Source organism: Streptomyces sp. NPDC043854, assembly GCF_056436005.1.
In genome coordinates this window covers 173073-190369 of the sequence record NZ_JBWKDK010000004.1, presented here as the reverse complement: position 1 = coordinate 190369, position 17297 = coordinate 173073, and the positions used below count along the sequence as shown (strand labels likewise).

The window sequence follows — 17297 nt, the reverse complement described above, 5'->3', positions numbered from 1 at the left end:
CTAGAGGCGTTCGAAGGAGCGGCGGCGCTCCCAGTCGGTGACGGCGGAGTCGTAGGCGTCCAGTTCGACGCGGGCCATGTTCAGGTAGTGGGCGACGACCTCGGGGCCGAAGGCGGCCTTGGCGATCTCGCTGTTCTCCCAGAGCTCCGCGGCCTCGCGCAGGGTGGCGGGGACGTGGGCGTAGTCGCCGGTGTAGGCGTTGCCGGGGCAGGCCTCGGGCAGTTCGAGGCGGTTCTCGATGCCGTGGAGGCCGGCCGCGACCAGGCCCGCGACGGCCAGGTAGGGGTTGACGTCGCCGCCGGGAAGCCGGTTCTCGAAGCGCATGGAGCGCCCGTGGCCGACCACACGGAGGGCGCAGGTCCGGTTGTCCATGCCCCAGGCGACGGCGGTCGGGGCGAAGGATCCCGGCCGGAAACGCTTGTACGAGTTGATGTTCGGGGCGTAGAGAAGGGAGAAGTCGCGCAGCGCGGCGAGCTGGCCCGCCAGGAAGTGCCGCATGACGGGTGACATGCCGTGTTCCTGGCCGTTCCCGTCGCCGGCCATCGCGTTGCGTCCGTCGGTGTCGGTGAGCGAGAGGTGGATGTGGCAGGAGTTGCCTTCGCGCTCGTCGAACTTGGCCATGAAGGTGAGCGAGACGCCCTCCTGGGCGGCGATCTCCTTGGCCCCGGTCTTGTAGACGGAGTGCTGGTCGCAGGTGGTCAGGGCCTCGTCGTAGCGGAAGGCGATCTCGTGCTGGCCGAGGTTGCACTCCCCCTTCGCGGACTCCACGACCAGGCCCGCGCCCTGCATCTCGTTGCGGATCCGGCGCAGCAGGGGTTCGATGCGGCCGGTGCCGAGGACGGAGTAGTCGATGTTGTACTGGTTCGCGGGGGTCAGTCCGCGGTAGCCGGTGTCCCAGGCCTGCTCGTAGGTGTCCTTGAAGACCATGAACTCCAGCTCGGTGCCGACCATGGCCGTGTAGCCGTGTCCGGCGAGGCGCTCCAGCTGGCGGCGCAGGATCTGCCGGGGGGCGGCGGTGACGGGCGTCCCGTCGTTCCAGGCGAGGTCGGCGAGGAGCAGGGCGCTGCCGGGGTGCCAGGGGATCCGGCGCAGGGTGCCGAGGTCGGGGTGCATGGCGAAGTCGCCGTAGCCCCGCTCCCAGGAGGACATCTCGTAGCCGTCGACGGTGTTCATGTCGGTGTCGACGGCGAGGAGGTAGTTGCAGCCCTCGGTGCCGTGCTCCATGACCTCGTCGAGGAAGAACTGTGCGGCGAACCGCTTGCCCTGGAGCCGCCCCTGCATGTCGGGGAAGGCCAGGACGACTGTGTCGATCTCGCCGGCGGCAACGAGGGCGCGGAGCTCCTCGGGCGCGAGCGGCGGCATGCGGTCTACCACGGGGATCTCTCCTTCGGTGAGCCGAGGGGGCCTAAGGTATTGAACAGAACCATTGCTTGGGAAGGGGAGGAGCGGAGATGACCGACACGGCGGGCGAAGGCGGCGCGATGGCGCGGCTGAATCCCGTGCTGCGCCAGGTGCGGGCGGGCAACGGTTTCGAGGAGGCGCTCGAGCAGATCCTCCAGGTGGTCCGGCTGGGCCTGGTGCCGGGCGGGGAACGCCTGCCGCCCGAGCGGGAGTTGGCGGAGGCGATGGGCATCAGCCGGGTCACCCTGCGCGAGGTGCTCAAGGTGCTCCAGGAGCAGGGCCTGGTGGAGGCGCGCCGCGGTCGGTACGGCGGAACGTTCGTGCTGCCCCGCCCCGACACCCCGGTCGGCGGCACCGAGGACGAGCTGCGCCGGCGCGTGGCGGGCGTCGACCTGGAGGACGTCCTGCGGTTCCGCGAGGTCCTGGAGGTGGGCGCAGCCGGGCTGTGCGCCGCCCAGGGGCTGTCCGGGGAGGACTCCGAGCGGCTGCTCGGCGCGCTGGCCGCCACCCACGACGCCCCCCTGGCCGACTACCGGCGCCGGGACACCCTCTTCCACCTCACCCTGTGCGAGCTCGCCGGATCGGCCACGCTCACCGCCCAGTACGCCGCCGTCCGGGCCACCGTCAACGACCTGCTGGACTGCATTCCGCTGCTGGTGCGCAACCTGGAGCACTCCCAGGCGCAGCACACCGCGCTCGTGGACGCGGTGCTGGAGCGCAACGCCGACGCGGCCCGCGAGGTCATGCGCGAGCACTGCTGCGGCACGGCGGCGCTGCTGCGCGGGTTCCTGGCCTGAAGCCGGGGAGCCGCCGCTGCCGGGCCGCCCGGGGCCACCGCCGGGCCGCCGCACCCGCCACCCGGAGAGGTTTTCGTAACCCTCGATTTACGCAGGGGACTTGCGCACTCCGCTCGACTGGCGCAAAGGTACGCGGCACAACCATTGTCCCGGGCAGGAGCGACGCACATGGCCGACGACACCGGGGCACGGCTGACAGCCGTGCCCGAAACCACCAGATCCCCCGAGGGCGGCGACGACTACCTCCGGCGCCGCACGTTGCGCCGCGGCAGCGCCGGCTGGCTGCTGCTGACCGGCCTCGGCGTCGCCTACGTCGTCTCCGGCGACTTCTCCGGCTGGAACGTCGGCCTGGCCCAGGGCGGCTTCGGCGGGCTCGCCGTGGCCACCGTCCTGATGGGCGCGATGTACGCCTGCCTCGTCTTCTCCCTCGCGGAGCTGTCGGCGATCCTGCCGACGGCGGGCGGCGGCTACGGCTTCGCCCGCCGGGCGCTCGGCCCCTGGGGCGGCTTCCTCACCGGCACCGCCATCCTCATCGAGTACATCCTGGCGCCGGCCGCGATCGCCATCTTCATCGGCGACTACGTCGAGTCCCTGAACCTCTTCGGCCTCACCTCCGGCTGGCCCGTCTACCTCGCCTGCTTCGCCGTCTTCATCGGCATCCACCTGTGGGGCGTCGGCGAGGCCCTGCGCTTCTCCCTCGTCGTCACCGCCGTCGCCGTCGTCGCGCTGGCCGTCTTCGCCATCGGCGCGTTCACCGAGTTCGACCCGGCGCGCCTCGACGACATCGCCGTCGACACCACCGCCCTCGGCGCCAACTCCTGGCTGCCGATGGGCCTGCTGGGCATCTGGGCGGCGTTCCCCTTCGGCATGTGGTTCTTCCTCGGCGTCGAGGGCGTGCCGCTGGCGGCCGAGGAGGCCAAGGACCCGGTCCGGTCGATGCCGCGGGCGCTGTCGACCTCCATGGCCGTCCTGGTGCTGCTGGCCCTCGTCACCTTCCTCGCCTCGACCGGCGCGCGCGGCGCCGACGCCATCAAGGACGCCGGCAACCCGCTGGTCGTCGCCCTGGAGGGCGACCCGGACCTGGGCTGGCTGAAGACCTTCGTCAACTATGCGGGCCTCGCCGGACTCGTGGCCTCGTTCTTCTCCCTGATCTACGCCGGCTCGCGCCAGCTGTTCGCCCTGTCCCGCGCCGGCTACCTGCCGCGCTTCCTGTCCCTGACCTCGCGCCGCAAGGCCCCGTACCTGGGCCTGCTCATCCCCGGCGCGATCGGCTTCGCCCTCGCCGCGGCCACCGGGAACGGCCCGCGCATGCTCAACATCGCGGTGTTCGGCGCGACCATCTCCTACGCGCTGATGGCCCTGTCGCACATCGTGCTGCGCCGCCGCGAACCGGGGCTGGAGCGCCCGTACCGCACGCCCGGCGGCATCGCGACCTCCTCGGCGGCCTTCCTCCTCGCCCTGTCGGCGCTGGTCGCCACCTTCCTGGTGGACAAGGACGCGGCGTTCATCGCCCTGGGTGTGTACGCCGTCGCCCTCGGCTACTTCGCGTTCTACAGTCGGCACCACCTGGTGGCCTCGGCGCCGGAGGAGGAGTTCGCCGCGCTGGCCCAAGCCGAGGCGGAGCTGACCCGGGACTGACCGACCCCGCCGACCCGACCCTTCGACCCCGTCCCCGAACCGCCCCTGGAGGTGGCACTCGTGCCCAGGCCGCTCATCGGCATCACCACCTACGTGGAGGAATCCACCCGCTTCCGGGTATGGGACGTCCCGGCGTCCCTCGTGCCCGCCGGGTACTACGAACTCGTCCAGGCGGCGGGCGGCGCGGCCGTGCTGCTCCCGCCGGACGAACCCGGAACCGCGGCGGAGGTGCTGAGCCGGGTGGACGGCCTGGTCGTCGCCGGCGGCCCCGACCTGGACCCGGTCCGCTACGGGGCCGCCCGCGACCCGCGTACGGGCCCGCCGGCCACCCAGCGGGACGAGTGGGAGCTCGCCCTGATCGAGGCCGCCCTGGCGGCGGGCCGCCCGCTCCTCGGCATCTGCCGGGGCATGCAGGCGCTCAACACGGCGCTGGGCGGCACGCTGGTCCAGCACATCGACGGCCACGTGGAGACCCCGGGCGTCATGTCCTGGCACCCGGTCCGCCCGGTCGCCGGCACCCGGTACGCGGAACTGGTCCCGGAGGAGGCGGAGGTGCCGACGTACCACCACCAGGCGGTGGACCGGCTGGGCCGCGGCCTGATCGCCTCCGCCCACGCGGTGGACGGCACGGTCGAGGCGATCGAGCTGCCCGACCCCGACCGCTGGGTGGTGGGCGTCCAGTGGCACCCGGAGCGGGACAAGGACACCCGCGTCCTGGAGGCCCTGGTCGCCGCGGCGGCCGCGTACACCCCGGCCCCCGCCCGCTGACCCCGTCCCGGCCCGCCGGACGGCGACGCCGACGTGCGGGCCGTCCGGCGGGTCGGAAGACTGGAGTCATGACGAACAAGGCAGTCCTGGAGGGCGGACCGGCCGACCTGCCCGAGCGGGTCGTCGACGCTCCCGCCCCCGGCGAGGACGTGAAGATCCAGCACCGCGGAGGGTACGAGCACTTCCGGGCCACGACGCGGCAGCAGGACGGTCCGCAGGGCCGGCTGCCCGTATTCGAATGGTGGGAACGGACCGAGATCGCCGAATGACGAGGCACGCCATGACACACACCGCGGAATGGAAGGTCGGTGTCTCGCTGACCGAGGAAGGCGGCACCACCCGCGCCCGGGCCGTCCTGGACACCGGAACCACTCAGCTCGTCGGCCGGGGCTCGGCCCGCTGCAACCCCGAGGACGTGGAAGTGCCGGCCATCGGCGACGAGCTCGCCGCGAGCCGGGCCATGCGCGACCTCGCCGGCCAGCTGATGCGCGCCGCCGACCGGGACCTGGCCGCGATGGGCGCCCTCCCCGAACCCCCGCGCACCTCCTACGGCTGGCCCCAAGACGCCGAAGACCCCACCCGCCGCGGCCGCTGACCCCCAGGGGCGCGGGAAACCGACCAGGGGCGCGGGGAACTGCGCGAAAACCGGCGGACGCCACCCAGGGCGCGGGGAACTGCGCGCCACAGCACAACGGACCGGCAGCCGGAGACCCGGCGGGGCCTACGCCCTGACGCGGGTCAGCGACAGCAGGTCCCTGGCCGGCCCGGCCGGCCGTGCCCCCGCCGGCCACACGGCCCGCAGCGCCCGCCCCAACGCCGCCCCGGACACGGGAACCTCCACCAGCCGCCGCGCGGCAAGCTCATCCCCCACCGCCAGCTCCGACAGCACGCACGGCCCCGCCCCGCTCACCGCCGCCGCCTTCACAGCCGTGGTCGACGCCAGCTCCAGCAGCGGCGCCGCCAGCCCCCCGCACCCGGCGAGCGCCCCGTCCAGCACCTGCCGGGTCCCCGACCCCCGCTCCCGCAGGATCAGCGGGGTCGAGGCCAGCTCGGCCGCGGCCACCGCACCCGCGCGGCGCGCCCACGGGTGCCCGGGGGCCACGGCCACCACCAGCCGGTCCTCGGCGATCACCGCCGAGTCCAGCCCGTCCGGAACGGTCAGCCCCTCCACGAAGCCCAGGTCCGCCTCGTGCGCGAGCACCCGCTGCGCCACCACCGCCGAGTTCCCGGCGTGCAGGGACACGGCCGTGCCGGGCCGCTGGCCGCGCAGGGCGATCAGCCAGCCCGGCAGCAGGTACTCGGCGATGGTCATGCTGGCGGCGACCCGCAGCCGGGAGTCCCGCTGTCCGCGCAGCGCCTGCGCTCCCGCGTCGAAGGCCTCGGCGGCCTCGACGACCCGCCGCGCCCAGTCCGTGACGAGCGCCCCTTGCGCGGTGAGGGTCGACCCCCGTGGCGAGCGGTCGACGAGCGCGACGCCGAGCCGGGTCTCCATGGCCCGGATGCGACTGCTCGCCGCGGGCTGGGTGATGCCCATCCGCTTGGCCGCCCCGCTGAGGCTGCCGACCCGGGCGACCTCGAGCAGCAGTTCCAGCGCGCCCAGATCCGGCACCCGGTGCACCAGCGGAATCCACTCCTCATTACCCATAAAGTCAGTTTATGGCCTTATAGAAGCGCGGCCCCTGCCGTCCCGACCGCCCGGGCACCACGCTGGGCCCATGGCCACCACCCTCGTGCGACCCCACGAAGACCCCTCCCGGAGCGCCCGGGCGGCCCACAAGGCCGGCACGGCGCTCCCGACCCGCACCCCCGCCCGCTTCCCGGCCCTGCGCCACCTCGGCCCCAACTGGTACGCGTCCGTCATGGGCACGGCCATCGTCGCCAACGCCGGCGCCGCACTGCCGTACCAGCTGCCGGGCCAGCGCGTGGCCTGCCAGATCGTCTGGGCGCTGTCCGCCGCCGCCCTCGCCGTTCTCCTCGCCGCCCGCGCCGGCCACTGGCTGCACCACCGTGGCCAGGCCCGTGCCCACCTCCTCGACCCGGCGGTGGCCCCCTTCTACGGCTGCCTGTCCATGGCCCTGCTGGCCGTCGGCGCCGGCACCCTCGTCGTCGGCAGGGACCTGATCGGGGAGCCGGCCGCGGTCGCCGCCGACGCCGTGCTGTTCGCCGCCGGCACCGCGGTCGGCCTGCTCACGGCCGTGGTGGTGCCCTACCTGATGGTGGTCCGGCACGAGATCGACGCCGCCCAGGCCGGTCCCGTCTGGCTGCTGCCCGTGGTCGCCCCCATGGTCTCCGCGGCCACCGGCCCCCTGCTGGTCCCCCACCTGCCGGCCGGCCAGGCCCGCGAGGCACTGCTGCTGGCCTGCTACGCGATGTTCGGGCTGAGCCTGCTGGCGACCCTGCTGCTGCTCCCGATGGTCTTCGGCCGGCTGCTCACCGCCGGCCCGCTGCCCCTGCCGCTGACCCCGACCCTGTTCCTGGTCCTGGGCCCGCTCGGGCAGTCCACCACCGCGGTCAACCAGCTCGCCGACGCGGCCCCGCTCGCCGCGGGAGCCCCGTACGCCGGTGCGCTCGGCGCGTTCGCGGTCGTCTACGGGGTCCCGGTTATGGGCTTCGCGCTGCTGTGGCTGGCGCTGGCCGCCGCGATGCTGGTCCGCGCGGCCCGCGCCGGGATGGGCTTCGCGATGACCTGGTGGGCGCTGACCTTCCCCGTCGGCACCTGTGTCACCGGCGCCGCCGGCCTGGCCCGGCACACCGGGCTGACGGCGTTCGCCTGGCTCGCCGCCGCCCTGTACGCGGCCCTGCTCGCCGCCTGGCTGCTCGCCGCCTGGCACACCCTGCGCGGCCTGGCCGCGGGGCGGCTGCTGCCCCGCCGTCCGGCGGCCGGCTAAGCCTCGCTTAGCCAGCGGTCGGCTAGCGGGCCGCGGCCAGCGCCGCCGCCAGCACCTGCGGGGCCTCGGCGAGCGAGGGCCCGTACCAGGTCAGGTGGCGGCCGCTGACCAGGGCGGCCGGACGGCCCGGGAACGCCTCCGGGCCGTCCTCGCGCGTGAAGGCGTACGGCTCGTCCGGCAGCACCACCAGGTCGCAGTCGGCCGCGGCCAGCTCCGCCACCGGCACCTTCGGGTAGCGCTCGGGGTGCCCGGCGTAGACGTTGTGCACGCCGAGCCGCGCCAGCAGGTCCCCCGCGAAGGTGTCCCGGCCGAGCACCATCCAGGGCCGCCGCCACACCGGGACGACGGCCCGCAGCCCGTCCCCCGGTTCCACGCGGGCCCAGGCGGCCTCGGCCTCGTCCAGCCAGCGCGGCCGGGGCAGCCCCAGGGCGCCCACGAGCAGCCGGTCCAGCTCGGCGAAGGCCTGCGGCAGCCCGCGGACCTCGGTGACCAGCACCTCCAGCCCGGCCGCGCGCAGCGCCGCCAGGTCGGGGGCCCGGTTCTCCTCCTCGTTGGCGACGACCAGGTCGGGGCGGAGCGCGGTGACGGCGGCGACGTCGGGGTTCTTGGTGCCCCCGACGCGGACGGCGCCCTGCCGGCCGAGGCCGGCGGGGTGGGTGCACCAGTCGGTGACGCCGACCAGCAGGCCGGGGGCGGTGACGGCCACCGCCTCGGTCAGCGAGGGCACCAGGGAGACGACCCGCACCGCCGGTCAGCGCCCCGGCTCGGGCGGCTCGAAGGTCGCGTGGATGTGGTCGCCGACCGCAACGACCAGGAGCCGGGTGTCCTCGGTGACGGCCCGCCAGCGGTGGCGCACCCCGCCGGAGAGGAACAGGGCGTCGCCGCTCTCCAGCCGGTACGCCCGCCCCTCGGCCTCCACCTGGCAGGCGCCCGAGACGACGTACATCAACTCGTCGTTGCGGTGCTGGTACTCGCGGCCGGCGTCCTGGTCGCCGGTGAACTCCAGCGCGTGCAGCTGGTGGTGCCCGCGGACGAGGGGGCGGACGCCCGGAACCGGGCCCAGCCCGGAGTCGTCCCCGGCCCGTACGAGGTCGACGGTGCGCGCGGTGTCGGACGCGGCCAGCAGCTCGACCGCGGTGGTCTCCAGCGCATCGGCGACCCGCTCGAGGGAGCGCATGCTGGGCCGGGCCCGCTCGTTCTCTATCTGGCTCAGGAAGGGCACCGAGAGACCGCTGCGCGCCGACACGGCGGCGAGGGTCAAGTGGAGCGCCCGGCGCCGCTTGCGCACGGCCACGCCCACCCGGAGTGGCTCCTTGGCGTCCTTGTCCCGTTCCTTGTCGTCCGAGCCGTCCCTGTCGTCCATGGCGGGGCTGCCCTCCCCTTGTCAGGTCTGTCGGCGTACGTCGGCGTCCGTCGCACGGGGGTGTGCTGTAAGCACCTTACGCAGCAACCGCCCCCGGTTTCGCGCCCGGCGGCGGACCGGGCTACGCCGCGGGTGAAACTCCTGTGCCATGTCCGCGCGCTTCTGCGGCCACTTTTCGTCCCCCTGGCCGTAACCCTTCGGCGTCGGCCGGGTGCGGCATCATCATCGTCGTGACGACGACTCGACGGCTGATGCTGCTGGACACCGCTTCCCTCTACTTCCGCGCGTACTTCGGCGTACCGGACTCCGTGAAGGCCCCGGACGGCACCCCGGTCAACGCGGTGCGCGGGCTGCTCGACTTCATCGCCCGCCTGGTGCAGGACCACCGCCCGGACGAGCTGGTGGCGTGCATGGACGCCGACTGGCGGCCGCACTGGCGGGTGGAGCTGATCCCCTCCTACAAGGCGCACCGCGTCGCGGAGGAGACCGCGGCGGGGCTGCCGGACGTGGAGGAGACCCCGGACACCCTGGTGCCGCAGGTGCCGATCATCGAGGCGGCGCTGGACGCGTTCGGGATCGCCCGGGTGGGGGTGGCCGGGTACGAGGCGGACGACGTGATCGGCACCCTGACGGCGCGGGCCGCCGGCCCGGTGGACATCGTCACCGGCGACCGGGACCTGTACCAGCTGGTCGACGACGCCCGGCAGCGGCGCGTGCTGTACCCGCTGAAGGGGGTCGGGACGCTCCAGGTCGCCGACGAGGCCTGGCTGCGAGCGAAGTACGGCGTCGACGGCCCCGGCTACGCGGACCTGGCCCTGCTGCGCGGCGACCCGAGCGACGGCCTCCCCGGAGTCCCGGGGATCGGCGAGAAGACGGCGGCGAAGCTGCTGGAGGCGTACGGGAATCTGGCCGGAATCATCGCCGCGGTCGACGACCCGAAGTCGAAGCTGACACCCGTTCAGCGCAAGCGGCTGGACGAGTCCCGGCCGTACCTGGCCGTGGCCCCCAAGGTGGTCCGGGTGGCCGCCGACGTGCCGCTGCCCGCGTTCGACCCGGCGCTGCCGACGGCCCCGGCGCAGCCGGAACTCGTCGATGCACTTGCCCACCGGTGGGGACTGGGCGGCGCGGTGGCGCGCCTGCGCGGCGCGCTGCTTCCCTGAGGTGCTAACTTAGGTAATCCTAAGTTTCAGGGGAGTCAGGGGAGACGCCGTGGCAGAAGGACGCGCCCGCAAGGTCGGCACCGCAGTCGTCGTGCGGACCGAGCGGCTGACGCCGCACATGGTGCGGGTGGTTCTCGGTGGCGCCGGACTGGCCCGATTCAGTGCGGGCGAGTTCGCGGACCACTACATCAAGCTGCTGTTCGCGCCGGAGGGCGTCGACTACCCCTCCCCGTGGGAACTGGACCGCATCCGCGCCCAGTACCCGCGCGCCGCGTGGCCGCGCCAGCGCGCGTACACGGTCCGCAGCTGGGACCCGGCCCACCTGGAACTGACCATCGACTTCGTCGTCCACGGCGACGAGGGGCTGGCCGGCCCGTGGGCCCTGCGCGCCCGGCCGGGCGAACTCGTCCGCTTCCTCGGCCCGGGCGGCGCGTACGCCCCGGCCCCGGAGGCCGACTGGCACCTGCTCGCCGGCGACGAGAGCGCCCTGCCGGCGATCGCCGCGGCGATGGAGCGGATGCCGGCCGGCGCCCGGGTCCACGCCCTGGTGGAGATCGGCGCCCCCGAGGACGAGCAGAAGATCACGACGCCGGACGGCATCGCCCCGGTCTGGCTGCACCGCGGCGCCCGCCCGGTGGGCGAGGCCCTGGTCGAGGCCGTCAAGGCCCTCGACTTCCCCTCCCGCGACGTACACGCGTTCGTCCACGGCGAGGCGGGCTTCGTCAAGGAGCTCCGCCGCCACCTGCGTCTGGAGCGGGGCATCCCGAAGGAGCGCCTGTCGATCTCGGGCTACTGGCGCCTCGGCGAGACGGACGAGGGCTGGCGGGCGATCAAGGGCGAGTGGAACGCGCGGATCCTCGCGGAGCAGGAGGCCGCGGCCTGACGCGGGCGGCTCCCGCGGGCCGCCCAGCCGAGCCGCGCGTCCGGGTCGGACGGGCGGCGCCGCCCCGCCGGCGCCACAATGAGGGTTATGCGTACCCGCCTCGTGCTCACGGCGGCGGGAGCCGCCTTGGCGCTGGCCGCCGCCGCACCGGTCGCGGCCGCCCCGAGCCCCCCGCCGCCCCCGAAGCCCCAGCTGACGGACCAGGACGTCGCGACCGCAGTGGACCGCCTGCCCGGGTTCATCGCGTCGGGAATGCGCAGCACGGGAGTGCCCGGGCTGTCCGTGGCCGTCGTCCACGACGACAAGGTGGTGCACCTCAAGGGCTTCGGGGTGCGGCGCACCGGCGAGAGCGGCGCGGTCGGCCCCGACACGGTGTTCCAGATCGCCTCGCTCTCCAAGCCCGTCTCCTCCACCGTCGTCGCCGGCACGATGAAGGACCCGGCCGAGTGGGACCGGCACACCGAGCTGACCGGCTTCGCCCTGAAGGACCCGTGGGTCACGGGGCACGTCACCACGGCCGACCTCTTCTCGCACCGCAGCGGCCTGCCCGACCACGCGGGGGACCTCCTCGAGGACCTGGGCTACGACCAGGCGTACGTCCTGGACCACTTGCGCCTGCTGCCCCTGTCGCCGTTCCGGGCGAGCTACGCGTACACGAACTTCGGGTTTACCGCGGCCGCCGAGGCCGTCGCCCGGGCCCACGGCACCAGCTGGCAGAAGCTCAGCGCCGACACCCTGTTCAAGCCCGCCGGCATGACCCGCACCAGCACCGGGTTCTCCGCCTTCGCCACCGCACCCGACCACGCCGCCACCCACGTGAAGAACCCCGACGGCACCTGGTCCCCCCGCCACGTACGCGATCCGGACGCCCAGGCCCCGGCCGGCGGGGTCAGCTCCACCGCCCGCGACCTGAGCCGGTGGATGCGGCTCCAGCTCGGCGAAGGCACCCTCGACGGGAAGCGGATCGTCCCCTCCGCGCCCCTGGCGCGCACCCACGTGCCCGAGATCGTGGCACGGGCCACCACCCCGACCGGCCGGCCCCAGTTCTACGGGCTCGGCTGGAACGTGACGTACGACGACGCGGGACGGCTCCGGCTCAGCCACTCCGGCGCCTTCGACCTCGGCGCCAACACCAATGTGACCCTGCTGCCGCTGGAACGGCTCGGCATCGTCGTCCTCACCAACGGCGCCCCGGTCGGCCTCGCCGACGCCATCGCCGAGGACTTCTTCGACACCGCCGAGCACGGCGGGCCCACCACCGACTGGCTGGCCCTGTTCGCCTCGCTCTACGCGCAGCCGGATCCGAAGGCCTCGAAGACCGACTACGCCCACCCGCCCGCCGGCGCCGCACCGCCCCGTGCCGACAGTGCGTACACCGGCACCTACGACAACCCGTACTACGGCGGGGCGACGGTCGCGGCGAACCCCGGCGGCGGCCTCACCCTCTCCCTCGGCCCCAAGCCCGAGCGCCACCCGCTGCGGCACTATGACGGCGATACGTTCAGCTTCGAGACCGCAGGGGAGAACGCCGTCGGCCGCACCGGCGTGTTCTTCAAGGACGGCACGATGCGCATCGAGTACCTGGACCAGGAGCACCTGGGCACCTTCACCCGCCGGCAGCCGTAGCCCGCCGCGGACTGCGCCGAGCGGCCTCGGGGAAGTGGGGCACGCCCGCCCCACTCCCCGAGGCCGCTTAGCCTGGAGCAGATGAGAAGCAGAACCCGCACACCCCCCGCCCCGCTCCCCCAGATCGACGGCATCGACCCGGTCCGGCTGCGCCTGCCCACCGTCCGGGACGGCAGGTGGCCCGACCTCGGCAGCTACCTCACCGAGCGCTACGCCGGCACCCGCGGCGCCGAGTCGATGGCGCGCCTGCTGCACGGCGGCCGGATCCTCGGCCCCGGCGGGCGGGTGCTGCACGCCGACGACCCGTACGAGCCGGGCGCGTACCTGTGGTTCCACCGGGACATGGACCCCGAGCCGGCGGTGCCGTTCCCGATCGGCGTGGTGTACCGGGACGCGCACCTGCTGGTGGTGGACAAGCCGCACTTCCTGGCGACCACCCCGCGCGGCAGCCACATCGTGCAGACCGCCCTGGCCCGGCTGCGCAGCGAGCTGGACCTGCCCGGGCTGAGCCCGGCCCACCGCCTGGACCGGCTCACCGCCGGCCTGGTCATGTTCAGCATCCGCCCCGAGGACCGCGGCGCCTACCAGGGCCTCTTCCAGGAGCGGCGGGTGGACAAGGAGTACGAGGCCCTCGCCGTCCACGACCCGGCGGTCGAACTGCCCCGCACCGTCCGCAGCCGGATCGAGAAGGTCCGCGGGATCATCGGCGCGAGCGAGGTCCCGGGCGGCGAACCGAACGCCGAGAGCTCGGTGGAACTCGTCGCGACCGCGGGCGGGCTGGGCCGCTACCGGCTGGTCCCGCACACCGGCCGCACCCACCAGCTGCGGGTGCACATGAACGGCCTCGGCCTGCCGATCCTCGGCGACCCGGTGTACCCGGAGGTCACCGACCCGGCCCCGGACGACTACCGGCGGCCGCTGCAACTCCTCGCCCGCACCCTGGCGTTCACCGACCCGGTGACCGGCATCGAGCACCGCTTCGAGTCCGGCCTGGAGCTGCTCGCCTGGAAGGACCGCGCCGCCTGGGAGGCCGGGCCGCCGACCGCGTAGGCGGCCCGCGGGGACCCCGGACCGGCAGGGGTCCCCGCGGTCCCGCCGCCCTACCCGCCGGACGCCGCCCGGGCCGGGCCCGCGTCGCGCACCACGCCCGCGATCCGCAGCGCCGCGTCCGCCGTGGCCTGGGCGAAGGCCGCGACGGGGCGGGCGGGATCGTAGCGGTGGATCAGCATGACGCCCTCGATCAGCCCGAAGACCAGGTCATTGCGGAGCGCCAACGCGGCCCGGTCCCCGCCCAGTTCGGCTCCGACCGGGGTGGCGCCGAGCAACGCCCGGTACGCGTCCCGCAGCTCGCCGCGCATCCGGCGGAACCGGGTGAACCGGGCTCCCGCCACCTCGGGCAGCAGGTACAGCGCGCCCAGGTTGTACGGCCCCCCGCACAGCAGCAGCACGTCCGAGCGGCACAGCTCCCACAGCCGCTGCGCGGCGGGCCGCCCGGTGTCGGCGAGGAGCCGGCGGGCCAGCCCCAGCGAGGGCGCGACCGTGGACTCCAGGAGTTCGGCGAGGAGTTCCTCCTTGCCGGCGAAGTAGTGGTACATCGTGGCCTGGCGCATCCCGGCCCGCTCGGCCACCGTCCGCGTGGTGGTGGCCGCGTACCCCCGTACGGTGAACAGCTCGGCCGCCGCGCAGAGGAGTTCCTCGCGCGGCGGCCGGCCGCTGTGCTGCTTCAGCCGGTCGGCGCGCGGCCGGCCGACCCGTCTCGGGCCTTCGCCCGTTCCCCCGCTCATGGCCCGATCGTCGCACAGGAGCACCCCGAAGTGATCACGGCAAGAGATGAGATCCGGCCATGGCCTCCTTCGGAGGAAGCCCCAAAAGGGGCTAGCCGACCGAGCTGTAGGCCACCACACCCCGCAGGAGGGCGTCGACCGCCTTGCGGGCGTTGCGCGCCACCGTGCTGCCGCTGCCGCTGCCGCCGGCCTCCGTGGACGCCGGCGCCGCCGCGGCGATCTGCCCGAGCACGTCGATGACCTGCTTGCACCAGCGCACGAAATCGCCGGCCGGCATCTCCGCCTCGCGCAGCACCTCGTCCAGGCTCTTGCCGGAGGCCCACTCGTACGCGGCCCACGCGAAGCCGAGGTCGGGCTCGCGCTGGCCCACGCCCTCCGCCTGGTTGATGCGGTGCTCCTCCTCCAGAGCGTCGAGCCGGCCCCAGATGCGGACCATCTCGCCGAGCGCCGCCTTCGCCGCCCCGCCGGGCACCTTCGGTGCCACCGCGTCGTCGGACTGCCGGGCCTCGAAGACCAGCGCGGAGACGCATGCGGCCAGCTCGGCCGGGTTCAGGCCCTCCCAGACCCCGGCGCGCAGGCACTCGGAGGCCAGCAGGTCGAGCTCGCCGTAGAGCCGGGCGAGCCGCTTGCCGTGCTCGGTGACCTCGTCCTCGCGCAGGTAGTCCAGCTCGGTCAGGAGCCGGTGGATGCGGTCGAAGGTGCGGGCGATGGTGTTGGTCCGCCCCTCGATGCGCCGCTCCAGCGCCTGGGTGTCCCGCTTGAGCCGGTGGTAGCGCTCCGCCCAGCGGGCGTGGTCCTCGCGCTCGTCGCAGCCGTGGCAGGGGTGTGCCCGCAGCTCGGCGCGCAGCCGGGCGATCTGGCGGTCGTCGGCCGCGGCGGCCCGGCCGCGCCGGCTCCGCTCGGGGGTGATGTGCCCGGCCTTGGCCCGCAGTTGGGAGGCGAGGTCGCGACGGGATTGCGGGGAGCGGGCGTTGAAGCTCCGCGGGATCCGCATCCGGTCGATGGCCTCCACCGGCACCGGGAAGTCGATCGACGCGAGCCGCTTGACCTGCCGTTCGGCGGTGAGGACCAGCGGGCGCGGGCCCTCGGCGTACTCGTGGCCGCGGTGCCCGTTGACCCGCCCGGCGGGCACGCCCGGGTCCAGGACGAGGGCGAGTCCGGCGAACTTGCCGGTGGGCACGTGGATGATGTCGCCCGGCTTGAGCCGCTCCAGGGAGTCGGCGGCCTGGACCCGGCGCTGGGCCGCGCCCTGCTTGGCCAGTTCCGTCTCGCGGTCCTTGAGGTCGCGGCGCAGCTGTGCGTACTCCTCGAAGTTCCCCAGGTGGCAGGTCATGCCCTCGCGGTAGCCGGCGAGGCCCTCCTCGTTGCGCTGGACCTGCCGGGAGATCCCGACGACGGAGCGGTCGGCCTGGAACTGCGCGAAGGAGGTCTCCAGCAGCTCGCGCGAGCGGTGCCGCCCGAACTGCTGCACCAGGTTGACCGCCATGTTGTACGAGGGCTTGAAGCTGGAGCGCAGCGGATACGTGCGGGTGCCGGCGAGCCCGGCGAGGGCCGCCGGGTCCATGCCGCGCTGCCAGAGCACCACGGCGTGCCCCTCGACGTCGATACCGCGGCGGCCGGCCCGGCCGGTCAGCTGGGTGTACTCGCCGGGGGTGATGTCGGCGTGCTGCTCGCCGTTCCACTTGACCAGCTTCTCCAGGATCACCGTGCGCGCGGGCATGTTGATGCCGAGCGCGAGGGTCTCGGTGGCGAAGACGGCCTTGACCAGGCCGCGGACGAAGAGCTCCTCCACGACCTCCTTGAAGGTGGGCAGCATGCCGGCGTGGTGCGCAGCGATCCCGCGCTCCAGGCCTTCGAGCCACTCGTAGTAGCCGAGGACGTGCAGGTCCTCGGCCGGGATGGAGGCGGTCCGCTCCTCGACGATCTCGCGGACCCGCAGGCGCGCCGACTCGTCGTTGAGCCGCAGGCCGGCGAAGAGGCACTGCTGCACGGCGGCCTCGCAGCCGGCCCGGCTGAAGATGAAGTTGATCGCGGGCAGCAGCCCGTCGCCGTCGAGGCGGGCGATCACCTCGGGGCGGCCCGGGGTCCAGATCCGGTTGCGGGAGCGCCGCTCGCGCTCGCGGTCGGCCTCGCGGATCATCTTGCCGCGCCGCCGGTCCTTGGGGCTGTAGGTGCGGCTGTTCTCCTCGCGGGCCATGCGCAGCAGGTCGGGATTGACCTCGCGGCGCGCGGAGCCGCGGCCTCCGTGGTCGGTCTCCTCCTCGAAGAGGTCGTGTATCCGGCGGCCGGCCATGACGTGCTGCCACAGCGGGACGGGCCGCTCCTCGGAGACGATCACCGCGGTGTCGCCGCGGACCGTGTCGAGCCAGTCGCCGAACTCCTCGGCGTTGGACACGGTGGCCGACAGGGACACCAGCGTCACCGACTCGGGGAGGTGGATGATCACTTCCTCCCAGACGGCACCGCGGAACCGGTCGGAGAGGTAGTGCACCTCGTCCATCACGACGTAGCCGAGGCCCAGCAGCGACTGCGAGCCCGCGTACAGCATGTTGCGGAGCACCTCGGTGGTCATCACGACCACGGGCGCCTCGGAGTTGACGCTGTTGTCGCCGGTCAGCAGGCCGACGCGGTCGGCGCCGTAGCGCTTGACGAGGTCGGCGTACTTCTGGTTCGACAGGGCCTTGATCGGTGTCGTGTAGAAGCACTTGCGCCCCTGCCGCAGGGCCAGGTGCACGGCGAACTCGCCGACGATGGTCTTGCCCGAGCCGGTCGGGGCGGCGACCAGCACGCCCTTGCCGGCCTCCAGTGCCTTGCAGGCGTCGACCTGGTACGCGTCCAGGTCGAAGTCGTACAGCTCGCGGAAGGGGGCCAGGGCGGTGGCCTCCTCGGCGGCGCGGATCCGGGCAGCGGCGTACCGCTCGGCGGGTGAGAGTTCTTCGGTCATCTTGCTGTCGAGCCTACCCGCCGCCTCTGACAACAGTCGCGATCT

At 74.0% G+C, this 17297-nt stretch carries 16 protein-coding genes; 10 read left to right on the top strand and 6 right to left on the bottom strand.

Features of this window, described 5'->3' with window-relative positions:
- Positions 1 to 1374, bottom strand: a complete 1374-nt coding sequence (locus AC068A_RS05910; protein WP_478581256.1) for a glutamine synthetase family protein — start codon at positions 1372 to 1374, stop codon at positions 1 to 3.
- Between the two features lie 77 nt (positions 1375 to 1451).
- Here AC068A_RS05910 and AC068A_RS05905 point away from each other — a divergent pair, with 77 nt between their 5' ends.
- From AC068A_RS05905 to AC068A_RS05885, 5 genes are all read left to right on the top strand, one after another.
- On the top strand, positions 1452 to 2198 hold the full coding sequence (locus AC068A_RS05905; RefSeq protein WP_478581254.1) for a FadR/GntR family transcriptional regulator: 747 nt from the start codon (positions 1452 to 1454) through the stop codon (positions 2196 to 2198).
- A gap of 168 nt (positions 2199 to 2366) precedes the next feature.
- A complete protein-coding gene (gene eat / locus AC068A_RS05900) occupies positions 2367 to 3836 on the top strand; it encodes an ethanolamine permease (RefSeq protein ID WP_478581251.1) in 1470 nt (489 codons plus the stop codon).
- Between the two features lie 60 nt (positions 3837 to 3896).
- Positions 3897 to 4604, top strand: a complete 708-nt coding sequence (locus AC068A_RS05895) for a gamma-glutamyl-gamma-aminobutyrate hydrolase family protein (RefSeq protein ID WP_478581249.1) — start codon at positions 3897 to 3899, stop codon at positions 4602 to 4604.
- Between the two features lie 68 nt (positions 4605 to 4672).
- Positions 4673 to 4873: a DUF5988 family protein gene (locus tag AC068A_RS05890; RefSeq protein ID WP_478581247.1), complete on the top strand. Its 201-nt coding sequence runs from the start codon at positions 4673 to 4675 to the stop codon at positions 4871 to 4873.
- Positions 4874 to 4884: 11 nt separating this feature from the next.
- Positions 4885 to 5199 (top strand): DUF1876 domain-containing protein, encoded by a 315-nt coding sequence (locus tag AC068A_RS05885; protein WP_385684463.1) that lies wholly within the window; start codon positions 4885 to 4887, stop codon positions 5197 to 5199.
- Between the two features lie 126 nt (positions 5200 to 5325).
- On the opposite strand, the gene AC068A_RS05880 is transcribed toward AC068A_RS05885, so the two are convergent.
- Positions 5326 to 6249 (bottom strand): LysR family transcriptional regulator, encoded by a 924-nt coding sequence (locus tag AC068A_RS05880; RefSeq protein ID WP_478581243.1) that lies wholly within the window; start codon positions 6247 to 6249, stop codon positions 5326 to 5328.
- A gap of 70 nt (positions 6250 to 6319) precedes the next feature.
- Here AC068A_RS05880 and AC068A_RS05875 point away from each other — a divergent pair, with 70 nt between their 5' ends.
- Positions 6320 to 7492: a TDT family transporter gene (locus tag AC068A_RS05875; RefSeq protein ID WP_478581240.1), complete on the top strand. Its 1173-nt coding sequence runs from the start codon at positions 6320 to 6322 to the stop codon at positions 7490 to 7492.
- Between the two features lie 22 nt (positions 7493 to 7514).
- Here AC068A_RS05875 and AC068A_RS05870 read toward each other — a convergent pair whose 3' ends face one another.
- A complete protein-coding gene (locus AC068A_RS05870; RefSeq protein WP_478581238.1) occupies positions 7515 to 8237 on the bottom strand; it encodes a helical backbone metal receptor in 723 nt (240 codons plus the stop codon).
- A 6-nt stretch (positions 8238 to 8243) separates the two neighbouring features.
- Positions 8244 to 8855: a helix-turn-helix domain-containing protein gene (locus AC068A_RS05865; protein ID WP_478581235.1), complete on the bottom strand. Its 612-nt coding sequence runs from the start codon at positions 8853 to 8855 to the stop codon at positions 8244 to 8246.
- Between the two features lie 251 nt (positions 8856 to 9106).
- Between AC068A_RS05865 and AC068A_RS05860 the strand changes: the two genes are divergently transcribed.
- The 4 genes from AC068A_RS05860 to AC068A_RS05845 all read left to right on the top strand — a co-directional run bounded on the left by AC068A_RS05860 (position 9107) and on the right by AC068A_RS05845 (position 13574).
- Positions 9107 to 10015 (top strand): 5'-3' exonuclease, encoded by a 909-nt coding sequence (locus AC068A_RS05860; protein WP_478581494.1) that lies wholly within the window; start codon positions 9107 to 9109, stop codon positions 10013 to 10015.
- A gap of 49 nt (positions 10016 to 10064) precedes the next feature.
- Entirely contained in the window at positions 10065 to 10898 is an 834-nt protein-coding gene (locus AC068A_RS05855) for a siderophore-interacting protein (RefSeq protein ID WP_478581234.1), read from the top strand.
- Between the two features lie 87 nt (positions 10899 to 10985).
- A complete protein-coding gene (locus tag AC068A_RS05850; RefSeq protein WP_478581231.1) occupies positions 10986 to 12524 on the top strand; it encodes a serine hydrolase in 1539 nt (512 codons plus the stop codon).
- Between the two features lie 81 nt (positions 12525 to 12605).
- Positions 12606 to 13574 carry a pseudouridine synthase gene (locus AC068A_RS05845; RefSeq protein ID WP_478581229.1) on the top strand — a complete coding sequence of 323 codons (969 nt, stop codon included), beginning with the start codon at positions 12606 to 12608 and terminating at the stop codon, positions 13572 to 13574.
- A 50-nt stretch (positions 13575 to 13624) separates the two neighbouring features.
- Here the strand turns inward: AC068A_RS05845 and AC068A_RS05840 are convergent, their stop codons facing one another.
- Positions 13625 to 14308, bottom strand: a complete 684-nt coding sequence (locus AC068A_RS05840) for a TetR/AcrR family transcriptional regulator (protein ID WP_478581226.1) — start codon at positions 14306 to 14308, stop codon at positions 13625 to 13627.
- Between the two features lie 91 nt (positions 14309 to 14399).
- Positions 14400 to 17252: a DEAD/DEAH box helicase gene (locus AC068A_RS05835; RefSeq protein WP_478581223.1), complete on the bottom strand. Its 2853-nt coding sequence runs from the start codon at positions 17250 to 17252 to the stop codon at positions 14400 to 14402.
- Positions 17253 to 17297: the final 45 nt, after the last annotated feature.